This is a genomic window from Saprospiraceae bacterium (genome assembly GCA_016717265.1).
Lineage (GTDB): Bacteria > Bacteroidota > Bacteroidia > Chitinophagales > Saprospiraceae > Vicinibacter.
Genome location: JADKFX010000001.1, coordinates 2,116,514 through 2,129,355 on the forward strand (window position 1 = coordinate 2,116,514; position 12,842 = coordinate 2,129,355).

The 12,842-nt window shown below is 34.1% G+C and carries 9 protein-coding genes; 7 read left to right on the forward strand and 2 right to left on the reverse strand.

Annotated features, from left to right (window positions below; translation table 11 throughout):
* The first annotated feature begins 29 nt into the window (after nucleotides 1–29).
* Nucleotides 30–1,256: a Glu/Leu/Phe/Val dehydrogenase gene (locus IPO86_08195; GenBank protein MBK9728081.1), complete on the forward strand. Its 1,227-nt coding sequence runs from the start codon at nucleotides 30–32 to the stop codon at nucleotides 1,254–1,256.
* A 136-nt stretch (nucleotides 1,257–1,392) separates the two neighbouring features.
* Nucleotides 1,393–3,213: an OmpA family protein gene (locus tag IPO86_08200; GenBank protein MBK9728082.1), complete on the forward strand. Its 1,821-nt coding sequence runs from the start codon at nucleotides 1,393–1,395 to the stop codon at nucleotides 3,211–3,213.
* Between the two features lie 199 nt (nucleotides 3,214–3,412).
* Here IPO86_08200 and IPO86_08205 read toward each other — a convergent pair whose 3' ends face one another.
* Nucleotides 3,413–4,633 carry a 2-oxo acid dehydrogenase subunit E2 gene (locus tag IPO86_08205; GenBank protein ID MBK9728083.1) on the reverse strand — a complete coding sequence of 407 codons (1,221 nt, stop codon included), beginning with the start codon at nucleotides 4,631–4,633 and terminating at the stop codon, nucleotides 3,413–3,415.
* 130 nt (nucleotides 4,634–4,763) lie between these two features.
* Here IPO86_08205 and recR point away from each other — a divergent pair, with 130 nt between their 5' ends.
* The 5 genes from recR to IPO86_08230 all read left to right on the forward strand — a co-directional run bounded on the left by recR (nucleotide 4,764) and on the right by IPO86_08230 (nucleotide 10,839).
* The gene (gene recR, locus IPO86_08210) at nucleotides 4,764–5,387 is read left to right on the forward strand and encodes a recombination protein RecR (protein MBK9728084.1); all 624 of its coding nucleotides are present in this window, start codon (nucleotides 4,764–4,766) and stop codon (nucleotides 5,385–5,387) included.
* The gene (locus IPO86_08215) at nucleotides 5,384–7,339 is read left to right on the forward strand and encodes a glycosyltransferase (GenBank protein ID MBK9728085.1); all 1,956 of its coding nucleotides are present in this window, start codon (nucleotides 5,384–5,386) and stop codon (nucleotides 7,337–7,339) included. The genes recR and IPO86_08215 overlap by 4 nt, the downstream gene beginning before the upstream one ends.
* Nucleotides 7,323–8,495 (forward strand): amidohydrolase, encoded by a 1,173-nt coding sequence (locus tag IPO86_08220; GenBank protein MBK9728086.1) that lies wholly within the window; start codon nucleotides 7,323–7,325, stop codon nucleotides 8,493–8,495. The genes IPO86_08215 and IPO86_08220 overlap by 17 nt, the downstream gene beginning before the upstream one ends.
* A 197-nt stretch (nucleotides 8,496–8,692) precedes the next feature.
* On the forward strand, nucleotides 8,693–9,964 hold the full coding sequence (locus IPO86_08225; GenBank protein ID MBK9728087.1) for a sigma-54-dependent Fis family transcriptional regulator: 1,272 nt from the start codon (nucleotides 8,693–8,695) through the stop codon (nucleotides 9,962–9,964).
* A gap of 176 nt (nucleotides 9,965–10,140) precedes the next feature.
* Nucleotides 10,141–10,839: a TIGR00730 family Rossman fold protein gene (locus IPO86_08230; GenBank protein ID MBK9728088.1), complete on the forward strand. Its 699-nt coding sequence runs from the start codon at nucleotides 10,141–10,143 to the stop codon at nucleotides 10,837–10,839.
* An 81-nt stretch (nucleotides 10,840–10,920) separates the two neighbouring features.
* Here IPO86_08230 and IPO86_08235 read toward each other — a convergent pair whose 3' ends face one another.
* Complete coding sequence (locus IPO86_08235) at nucleotides 10,921–12,837, reverse strand: hypothetical protein (GenBank protein MBK9728089.1); 1,917 nt, start codon at nucleotides 12,835–12,837, stop codon at nucleotides 10,921–10,923.
* Between the last annotated feature and the right edge of the window lie 5 nt (nucleotides 12,838–12,842).

The window sequence follows — 12,842 nt, forward strand, 5'->3', positions numbered from 1 at the left end:
CTTTATTCTTATAAGTTAGAAGTTTTATAATGAGAAAACAATTAGAAAGCTATTTAGAGCGTGCCCCTGAAATTGTATTTGAATGGAATGACCCAGAATCAGAAGCAAGGGGTTGGGTGGTTATTAATAGCCTAAAAGGAGGTGCCGCTGGCGGTGGAACCAGAATGCGTAAAGGATTGACGCGGAATGAAGTGGAAGCATTGGCAAAAACGATGGAAATTAAATTCAGGGTCTGTGGTCCATCTATTGGAGGCGCTAAATCAGGGATTGATTTTGATCCTTCAGACCCGAGAAAACGAGCGGTATTACAACGATGGTTTAAAGCCATAAAACCACTTTTGGAGAATTATTATGGAACTGCCGGGGATTTAAACATTGATGAAAAAACAGAAGTAAGGCCTTTTTTGCAAGCACTTGGCATCAATCACCCACAATTTGGTGTATTGGAAGGTCACTATCAATATTCCGATGAAACCAAACAAAGTGTATTAGATCGATTGAAATCTGGTTGTGAGATTCCGGTAAGATCAGAAAATTATAGTCCTAAACCAGCCACTGATAGCTATGGAACCATAGATCTCATTACAGGATTTGGCGTATTCGAATCCATTAAACAGTACTATAAAATTTTTAAAGGGGAATCTCTTGAGGGAAAAAAGGTGTTTATCCAAGGATGGGGAAATGTGGGTGCAGCCGCTGGATGGTACTTGGCGAAAGAAGGTGCAAAATTAGTATTGATACAAGATAAAGATGGATATGTTCAAAGTTCTGAAGGCTTTAGTTTTGAAGCTGTGACTGATTTTATGAATACTAAAGTAAATAATTCTGTACAGGATGTTTTAAAAGTAAACAAAGTTTTAGAAATTCATCAACTTCAAGAATTTCAGGTGGATATTTTTATACCTGCAGCAGCTTCTAAACTTGTTAAACCCGAATTTATTGAAGTCTTAATTAAAAATGGACTAGATTTAATTTCATGCGGGGCAAATGTTCCATTTTATGAAGATGCTCTAATTTTTGGAAGCTTGACTCAAAAAATAGACCAGGAGGTATCCTTAATACCAGATTTTATTGCGAACTGTGGAGTTGCCAGACTTTTTGCTTATTTAATGGGGAATGAAGGGCCCGTAACAGAAGAAGCGATTTTTAATGATATTACAAATACAATCAAAAATGCGATTTCAGAACTTTCAAAGTCATCTATAAATCCTAAGAATCTTACAGAAAGAGCGCTTTCAATCTATACCGGTAATTAGTTTAAATAAATGATTAACAACATATTATGTATTTGATATAATATTTATATCAAAAGCATTAAAAATGGCTAAGTTTTTGCATAGCTTTGTTAGGGGTTTTATGTCTAATAGAATCATTCATTTAAATTTAAGGTATATGACGCTGAAGTTTTACCATTTATTGATACTCGTACTCTGGGTGAATTTTTCTTTTGGTCAGCAAACAGACACCACAGTTCGGATGGATAATAGTCTTATTACACATCCTGATACGATGCCTATGACTGAGGGCACTACAAAAATTACTAAATCAAAAATTCAAATAGGGGATGCAAATGCTGCAGATTGGAAGTCTGGTAAATCTAAGTATCCACCAAAACCAAAGAATATGTGGGAGTTGGGTCTTGGTATAGGCCATTATTTTATACATGGAGATGTGGACCCTAAATATCCTGGATTTGGTATCGCTTTACATCTTAGAAAAGCATTGCATTATGCTTTTTCTATCAGACTGGATGCATTTTATGGTACCGCTTACGGACTTGAACCACAACCTTATAGTAATGCTTTAGATAATGAACCAACTGTTTTTAAAGGGTATGGTACTGCGTATGGAGGGAATTCATGGTTTCCAGCCTATAAAACTCAATATTTTTATGGGGCAGTGGAAGGTATTTTAAACATTGGGAATATCTTATTTCATAAAGACCATAATAAATGGAACACTTATTTATTTATAGGTATGGGTATTGATCATAATATCACGAAACTTAATTTACTTGATGAGAATTCAAATCCATATACCAATTTGATAAATGCTTCTGGCTTTTCTGATGCAAATTTTAACACACGTCAAGGTCGAGCAGATATTAAAAAGAGGCTGAAAGCCATCTATGATGGAACCTATGAAACAGAAGCTTTTAAAAAGAAAGGAATTTTTAGGTTAAATGATGATATAAACATTCATACACTCTTTATTGGGGGTTTGGGCGTTTCAAGAAAAATCAACCGAAGACTGAATATTTCATTAGAGCATCAGGTTCAAATTACAGACAATGATTATTTGGATGGAATTGTTTGGAGAAGTAATGTTGATCAAACAACACAAAATGATTATCAACACTTTACAAATTTAAGATTAGCAATTAATTTAGGAAGCTTTAAAAATAAAAAGGAACCACTTTATTGGATTAATCCATTAGATGCGGCTTTTTCGGATATAGCAGATTTAAAACGCAGGCCAATATTTGACCCTAAGGATACAGATCAGGATGGCGTTATTGATTTATTGGATCAGGAAGCTGAAACACCTCCTGGTGCGCCTGTTGATACCAGAGGCATTACCTTGGATAGCGATAATGATGGGATTCCTGACCATAAAGATGCAGAACCATTTTCACCTCCTGGATTTCAGGTTAATGATAAAGGCATAGCTCTTGTTCCGGCAGTTCAGCCAGGAATGTCAGAAGATGATATAAAAAACTTAGTCGATAAACGCCTGGGGGTACCACCTGGTAGTTATGATAGTACAGGTGGAAAAGGTTTACTTAGTTATATTGATTGGTTCTTGCCAATGATTCATTTTAAATTGGATGAATATTGTATTGACTTAAAATATGTACCTCAATTAGCAAGTGTAGCGCATGTTATGAAAACGCATCCTGGTTTGAAAATAACAGTGCATGGTCATACAGACATACGCCATAATAATGCTTATAATACAAGTTTATCCTATAATCGTGCAAAAGAAGCTATAGATTATTTAGTGAATACTTTTGAAATCCCACGCGAACGCTTGAAACTTATGTATGGTGGGGAAGAATCTCCATTGGGAGGACATGCAAAAAATTATTTGGTTAACCGTCGGGTCGAATTCAGAGTAAGTTCTTCTGATGATAAAGAAATGGACAAACCAAATGGTCCTAAAGCTGGAGCTTGCCATAAAAAATGGGATCGCAAAAAACTAGATACTAAATAGCGCTAAAACTAAATTTAGACTTATTCACTAAGGAATTTAGAAACCGTTCCCTGTAATCATCCCCTAAATGGGTGTCTAAGATTATTCAAGATTGTTAAAACGAGGAATCTTTGATACGTAATTTAGGCTTATTCCACGAATGCTATTTTTAGCTACCCTTTTATTTTTATCAGCAATAACTCGTAAATGCAACTGCCATTTACAACAGCATAGTAATAGGATTTTCTAAAATAGCCTTTAAACTTTGGAGAAATTTTGCTCCGGTAGCACCATCTACAGCTCGATGATCACAGGATAAAGTTAATTTCATCCTGTTTGAAATTACGATTGCATTGTTCTTTACTGCCGGTTTCTTTTGAATTGCACCCACGGCTAAAATACAGGCATCTGGTGGATTAATAATTGCCGTAAAATGTTCAATATCAAACATGCCTAAGTTGGAAATTGTAAAAGTGTTTCCTTGCATTTCTTCAAGGCTCAGTTTCCGGTCCTTAGCACGACTTGCTTTATCATTGATTTCCAATTTTATGGCACTTAATGATTTTAAGTCTGTATTGCGAATAACTGGTACGACCAAACCTTCATCAATAGCAACTGCAATTCCTATATGAATATCATTATGAAAAATCATTTTATCACCCATCCAGGATACATTCACGGATAAATTTTGTCTGAGTGCTAATGCTGTCGCTTTCACGATGAGATCATTATACGAGATTTTAACCTCTGATACTGCGTTTAATTGATTGCGGGCATCAACACATTGGTCCATATCTATTTCAGCATTCAAATAAAAATGTGGGGCTGTAAATTTACTTTCAGATAATCTTCTGGCAATTGTTTTTCGCATTTGAGACAAAACCAATTCTCTATCACCTTGCTGATTAAAGGAACCCTGAGAGATTAAATCTGAAGCAGATTTTAAAATAGGATTTTGAATATTTTCTACATCTCTTTTAATAATTCTCCCATTTTCTCCAGATCCATGGACAGATTCAAGGCTTAAGCCTTTTTCTTTGGCCAATGATTTAGCTAAAGGAGATGCTTTAATTCTGCCAGTTTCAGGTTCTGCTATAATTTCTGATTTAATTTCTGGAACTGCTTCTGCTTTTGCATCCTGGGTATCAGTTGCCGGTGTTTTTGATTCTACTGGACTAGCATTTAACAGGCTGGAAATATCCTCTCCTGAATTTCCTATGATTGCAATTATACCATCTACAGCTACAGGACCTTCAGCAACAGCTATATGTAAAAGCACACCTTCCTGATATGCTTCCAAATCCATGGTGGCTTTATCGGTTTCAACCTCGGCTAAAATATCACCTGGTTTAACTAAATCTCCTACTTTTTTATTCCAGGATTTAATGACACCTTCTTGCATAGTATCAGAAAGTCGGGGCATCTTTATAACAATGGCCATGTTTCTTAATTTTACGCAAAATTAAGGTATTCGTACATTTATTTAAGAATGGATGAAAGATTGTATGAAAACCTTGAAATAAGTTTCTATTCAGTATATTATGAATTACAATTAGTTATAATTTTAACGCATGAATCAAATTTCAAAGATCTTGGATGATGCTGTAGGAGCATTCAGTTCACTACCTGGGATCGGTAAAAAATCAGCATTACGCTTAGCACTGCACCTGGCTAAATTGGATAAACAAAAAGCAATGGACCTGGCTCGTGCTATTCAATCCATGGCAGAAAACCTTAAAACGTGTAAATCTTGTTTCGCATATTCTGATGAGGATTTATGTGCTATTTGTAAAGATACCAGAAGAGACCATCGGATTTTATGTGTAGTAGAATCTGTCCGCGACTTATTTGCAATTGAAGAAGTTCAAATGTTTAAAGGCATTTATCACATTCTTGGCGGACTAATATCACCCATAGATGGTATTGGGCCAGAACAATTACAGCTGGATTCATTATTTGAAAAATTGGAAAAAACAGAAGTTTCAGAATTAATTTTAGCGATACGCCCCACAATTGAAGGAGATACAACGGCTTATTATATCAGTAAGAACTTACCAAATCCTGACATAAAACTTACCATGTTAGCACGGGGTGTCGCCTTTGGTTCAGAATTAGAGTATGCTGATGAATTAACATTGAGCAGATCTTTGTTAAACAGGACTCCTTATCTTATTCATGATAACAAGATGGTGTGAAAATCAGTGTAATTATTGTCAATTATAATGTACGGCATTTTTTAGAACAATGTGTTGCGTCGGTACGTCGTGCCTTGCATTCACTGCAAGGGGAGATCCTGGTATTTGACAATGCGAGTGTGGATGATTCGGTGCTTATGCTCCGCCAGCATTTTCCGGATGTACATTGTATTGAATCAAAAACAAATCTTGGCTTTTCAAAAGCAAATAATGCGGCAGCTAAATTGGCTAAAGGAGAATATGTATTAATTTTAAATCCAGATACGGTTCTACCAGAAGATTGTTTAATTCGTTGTTTGGAATTTCTAGATGCACATCCAGATGCGGGTGCGTTAGGAGTTAAAATGGTTGATGGACAAGGTAAATTTTTACCTGAATCTAAACGTGGATTTCCAGGTTTTTGGGTTTCCTTTTGCAAAATGATTGGCTTGTATAAATTGTTTCCTGCTTCTTCCATATTTAATGGCTATTATATGGGTCATTTAAAAGAAAATGAAACGAATGAAGTGGATGTTCTTACAGGTGCTTTTATGATGATGAGAAAAGAGCTATGGGAAAAGGTTGGTGGATTAGATGAAGATTATTTCATGTATGGGGAAGATATAGATCTGTCCTATAGAATTCAAAAGGCAGGGTATAAAAATTATTATTTTCCTAGTACTACCATAATACATTATAAAGGAGAAAGCACCAGTAAAGGCAGTTTGAATTATGTAGTAACGTTTTACAATGCAATGATCATTTTTGCAAAGAAGCATTTTGCAGGCAGTAATAAATTTGCACTCATCGGCTTTTTATCCGGGATAGTTTGGCTTAAAGCATTCGTTGCATCAGTTCAATCAACTGTTTCGAAAATTAAAATTGTAGGATTGGATATGCTTGCTTTAATGGTGGGATTTTATCTAATTAAATATTATTGGGCACTCTGGTATCATGGGAATGCCAACTATTTTAATAGTCAGACTATTTATGTAAATTTAGGTTTGTTTGTTTTGATTTGGGCTTCTTGCTTTTATTATCAAGGTGTCTATGAGAAGAAGTTTTCTTTAAAGGATCTGTTGATAGCTGCAATATCAGGATTTATTATTAATCTTTTGTTTTATGCATTGTTTCCGGAACATTGGAGAGCATCCAGAATGCTGTTGATATTGTCCTTTTTGTGGGTTGTTTTATATGCATTATTAAGTAGGTTATTATTAAACCGATGGTTCCTGAAGTCCTGGATTATAGGTTCTGATTACAAGAAAAATATTCTTGTAATTGGTGATATCATTCAAATTCAAAAAGTAAATTCCTTATTGAGCTCAAACAGGCAAAGTTTTGATTTACTTACAAAGGATCCGAATGAATTGGATTTTTATGATCGGGAACAATGGACGGACTTCATAAGGATTAATCAAATAAAAGAAATTATATTGTGTCAAAAGAATTTAAACTGGACACAGATATTAAATCTTATGACTGATTTAAAAGATGAAGTTAATTATAAAATTATGACAGAATCAGGATCTGGAATTATTGGATCCTCTTCAAAGAATGATCGGGGAGAAATCTTTTCGCTAGATTTGGATTATAATTTATCACAGCGAGTTTATCTTCGGCAAAAGCGATTATTTGATGTGTTCTTTACAATGATTCTTTTTGTTTTTTTCTGGTTATTCATTTTTCTATTTGAATCAAAAAAGCAGTTTCTTCTGAATTTATATTATGTACTCATTGGAAAGCTAACATGGGTTTCTTATCAAACAAAGGATTCTATAAAAGCGCGGCTACCCATAATTAAACAAGGCGTCATTTTTCCTGTTCAGCATATAGAGCATATTTTGACAAAAGAATTTGAATCGCAATTATTAACCATGTATGCATGGAATTATTCTATTTGGACAGATCTTGATATCTGTTTGCGAGATTTTCAAAAATTAGACCAGTTACCTTATGGATCCAATCATTAATTTAATAAAAGCTCGTGTAGACATTGAATTTTCTAAACTGGTTGACATCAGAAGACATTTTCATCGACATCCAGAGTTGTCATTTGAAGAAGAGCAAACGTCTTTAATGATTCAAAAAATTTTGACAGAATCGCAAATTGAATTTCAAACTGGTTTTTGCAAACATGGAATTGTTGGAACTATCAAAGCAAAAAATCCTGAATCCAGAATTATTGCATTAAGGGCAGATATGGATGCCTTGCCAATTTATGAAAAAAACGAATGTGCTTATAAATCTTTAAAACCAGGGGTTATGCATGCATGTGGCCACGATGTCCATATGACCTGTTTGCTAGGTGCATTGCAAATATTAAAAGATTTAAAAGAGGAGTGGGAAGGAACCGTAAAATTTATATTTCAACCAGCAGAAGAAAAACTACCAGGTGGTGCATCCTTAATGATTAAAGAAGGGGTATTAGAGAATCCTGTACCTAAAGTGATCCTAGGGCAACATGTTCAACCAGGTATGGATGTTGGAGAGGTAGGATTGGCCCCAGGTGCGTTTATGGCATCCTGCGATGAAATTTATATTACCGTAAAAGGGAAGGGAGGACATGCAGCACAAGCTCATTTATGTGTGGATCCAATTTTGGTTGCAGCCCATTTATTAGTGGGATTTCAAGCAATCATTAGCCGGGAAAAGCCAGCGATGCTACCTTCTGTTTTAAGCTTTGGCACCATTCATACAGATGGTGGAGCAACAAATATTATCCCTGATGAAGTTAAATTGTCAGGAACTTTCAGGTCACTTGATGAAAGTTGGAGAGCCTACGGTCATAAGAGAATAGAAGAAGTAGCCGTTTCCATATGTCAAGCATACAATGCAAGCTGTGAAGTAGTTATTCAAAAAGGTTATCCTTGTCTGATGAATGATAGCGATTATACCGCGTCTTTTATGGGGTTATCAAATTCCTATTTGGGAATGGAGCATACTAGAATGATAGATCCTCGATTAACATCTGAAGACTTTGCTTATTATAGTCATGAAATTCCGGCAGTTTTTTATAGGCTTGGAGTAGGGGACGTGCCCGGAGTTCATACATCTCGCTTTGATATTGATGAAAATGCAATAAAAACAGGTGTAGGATTAATGGCCTATGCTGCAATCAGAATTTAAATTTAGGTACTCTAAAGCTTAGAAATTCAAATGGATATATATCGCATTTTTTTTATACAAGGCTAGGAAAAAGTTGCCAAAACAACATTAACAGAAATACATATAAAATATATTACTAATTTGTAAGTAAATATCAACCAGTATATTAATTTTGTCATTCCAAGATATTGGTTTGAAATTACAGTATTAATATATTCATGGCAAGAATTCTAATAGTTGACGACGAGCAGGCAATCCGGAGGGCGCTAAAAGATATTTTAGTCCTAGAGAAATATGAGGTTGAAGAAGCCTTAGATGGATTAGATTGCCTGGTAAAATTAAAGCAAAGTGAATTTGATGTAATCATCTTAGATATTAAAATGCCTAAGATGGATGGTATGGAAGCATTGGATAAAATCCAATTATTAGTACCGGATACACCAGTCGTTATGATTAGTGGTCATGCTACCATTGACACAGCTGTTGAAGCGGTTAAAAAAGGAGCCTTTGATTTTATTTCAAAGCCACCGGATTTAAATCGTTTACTTATAACTATCCGGAATGCAATTGACAAATCTTCTTTGATTGTAGAGAAAAAAGTATTGCAAAAACGGGTATCTAAAATTAAAATACAGGAAATTGTTGGCGAATCAAAGCAAATATTAAAAGTACGGGAGACCATCGATTTAGTCGCTCCAACCGAAGCAAGAATTCTGGTGACCGGACCTAATGGTACTGGAAAAGAATTGGTAGCTCGTTGGATTCATGAAAAAAGCAATCGAAATAATGGGAATATTGTAGAAGTCAATTGCGCTGCAATTCCTTCTGAATTAATAGAAAGTGAATTATTTGGTCATGAAAAAGGATCCTTTACTTCAGCGATTAAACAGCGCTTAGGTAAATTTGAATTAGCAAATGGTGGCACTTTATTTCTTGATGAAATTGGTGACATGAGTTTATCTGCTCAAGCTAAAGTGTTGAGAGCATTACAGGAAAATAAGATTACCCGCGTTGGAGGAGATAAGGAAATTGGAGTGGATGTTAGGGTAATTGCTGCAACCAATAAAGATCTTCGGGAAGAAATAGCAAGAGGCAGATTTAGAGAGGATTTATATCATAGGCTTGCAGTAATCATCATAGATGTTCCTTCCTTAAATGATCGGGCGAATGATATTCCGGTATTAGTGGATTATTTTGTCGAACATATTTGTTATGAATATGGAATGCCTTTAAAAAAGATTGATGATTCTGCTATTGAAGAATTACAAAAATATAATTGGACAGGAAATATCCGGGAATTAAGAAATGTAATTGAACGATTGATAATTCTATCGAAAAACAAAATCGGACGTAAAGAAGTTTTAGATTATGTGATTCCAGCAAGTCAACGCAACTTCAAGTTTAAAGAATTATTTGAGCAATTTGAAAACGTTCAGGAATTAAATGAATTTATAAAAAGAGAATTTGCTGCATTTAAAACCTTTGCCTAAAAGAAATCTTAAAAATATATTCATAAAGCCTGTCTATAATTTTATAAGACAGGCTTTTGTTTGTCAATACCTAAGCTATTGAAGTGGATTCTACTATTTGAATTATTTTCAGATTGAATGGATCATTAATTAAAGATTTCTTGTAAATTGACATTTATTAATTTCATAAGTTATTGATGATGAAAACACAAAAACAATGGTCCCAGATGAAGGGGGAGAATAGCTGGACAATGTTTAAAGTGCTTGCTGAATTTGTAGATGGATTTGAAACCCTAAACCGTATTGGCCCCTGTGTTTCAATTTTTGGTTCAGCACGTGTTAAAGAACCTGATGAACATTATCAGCTAGCGATTCGTATTGCCGCAAAATTAGTAGAAGAAGGATTTGGAGTAATTACAGGCGGTGGTCCTGGAATTATGGAAGCTGCAAATAAAGGAGCATTTACAAACAAAGGTGTGTCTGTCGGTTTAAATATTCAACTTCCATTTGAGCAATCTAATAATCCATATATTGATTACGATAAAAATTTGCAACATCGATTTTTCTTTGTTCGAAAAGTAATGTTTGTAAAATATTCCCAGGCATTTATAGCTATGCCTGGTGGCTTAGGTACTTTAGATGAATTGTTTGAAGTCCTTACACTAACACAAACAGGCAGGATTAATAAAGTACCCATTATTTTAGTAGGTACAGAATTTTGGACTCCATTGAAACAGTGGATTTCAGATACCATGGTTCGTGATTTTCATTATGTGAGTCCGGAAGATTTAGATCTTATGCCAATTGTAGATACCCCGGAACAAGTTGTTGAAATGATCTTAAATTATTATGAAGGCGATACATCTAAAGGATTGCGCCCAACTTTTGAATTATAAATTTCAGGTCTCATTTCAACGAAATATTTTGGCAAGAATTTAATAATTGCCTATGAAATGTTTTATAAAGCATCCTTACTTTTAATTTAAAAATCTCCAGGTAATTCCCATTCTAAAGAAAAAATCATAAATAGGATAATTTGAAATAACAGATGGACGGTTTGTTTTCCAAAATGAATCAAGATGCTCCACATCGATGGTAAAATTAAATTCAGAGATCTTAAAATTCATAAATATTCCCACACTAGAAATGAGTTCATTTCTCGTATTCGATGTATAAAATGATTGAATAATTGGATTAAAATTTAATTTATAATCATACTGGTAAAGCCTTAATACAGCACCTAAATTAGCATTCACCACCTTTTTAAATAAAGTTTTATGGAGTCCGATTTGATGTTTTGAATGCCAACCGTTTAAATGAATAACATCTGGAGAATAGAATTCATAGTGAAATTGATTTTGAAGCATTAACCATTTCCATTTAAATGGGATGGTGATACTTGCCCCATACTTATTTATACTTTCTGAAGTTTGAGGTAATGATAAGCTATCAAAATAAGGCAAATTAGAAATTCTGGAAATGCCAAAATAAAGTTTAGACGGAAGCAATTTATGTATTTCCAAATGAGCTTTTATCCCAATTTCTTTTGAATATATAGAATTGTAAGAATGGTCCCAGAAATATTTTTTGTTGAGAACGAGTTTAGAAAACAAATAGGGTATAGGGTGAGCATTGTAAAATAATTCAGCTTTTAAAGCTAACTGCGGATTTTTTATAATGGCAGCTTTAATCGAAGCGTCTGGCGTAATAATTCCTTTATGAACTAACAAAGAAAACCTGCTGTCCAAATTGAATTTTCTAAAAATTTGCATGCGTGTGAGTATATCCAATTGAATTGAATTTCTCAAATTCAGAAGGGTGTCATGATCCAATATTGTATGTTCATACCGCACGCCAATGCCTGCATAGAATGAATCATTCTGAATTAAATTTAAGATCATTGATTGACTCCAAAATTTTTGACTTAATAAGTTATTGACAAAAGAGTCTATAACAAATGCACGGTAGAAACTATTTAATGAATCTGTTTCCGGGTCTGTATGATTATAGGAATACAAAGAATATGCAAGTTGGTATTTTAGGGAAGGATTAAATATTAAAAATTGCTTTTTCGGATTATAATTTAAATTTAAACCAATGGATCGTTCAAACAGATTTGTTTCTGCCCGATTATTTCTAACGGGAACAGATTCCCGAATTTTGTAATTTGCATCTGAAAAAACACTATCACTTATAATTCCCCAATTATCTTCAGAAAAATGACGTTCATCTAGAAATAATACATTCGCTTGAAAAGTTTCTTTTGAATTGGTATAATGAACGCCCGTTGTGAATAAGGTATTTTTTTGTTTGCCATGAGAATAGATCCCTTTATAAATCTGCCGGTCATAAGAAAAATTCCATAGCACATTGTTTTTAAAGGGAGATGCAAACATTAAGTTTAAATCGAAGTTATCCTGAAAGCTCGATTGTGAATTTGTAAAGGATCGTCCGCGGTGTGTTGAAATTTCAGAAATCGCTTTTGTTGGTAAAATAAATTGGAAGGATTCAAGATCGCTTGTATTAAATCTTAAGGAATGAATTCCGTGGTCATATATTCGTTTTCCCCATATATCATTGCCAGGGAAATAGATAGGCGAAAAATAATTATTCAGGCGTAATATATAGTCCCCTTCATTTTGATTAAACAGTAAGATGTTGTTCGTATCAATATTTGTTTTAATTTCAGATTGGAAAGCTTTAAATACTTTAATACTCAATGGAATTTTTTGAATACTATCTTTTAGAATCTGGTTTAAGGAGTCTTGTTTTGATTGAGAGGTAAGCACGAATGGAAGTATGATACAAACAAAAACAGCATAAAAATTCACTTGAATTTTATTTGTTTTCCAAGCTTGTTTCAAAAAAACCTTTAAAATTTGATTTAATTTCAAGCGTA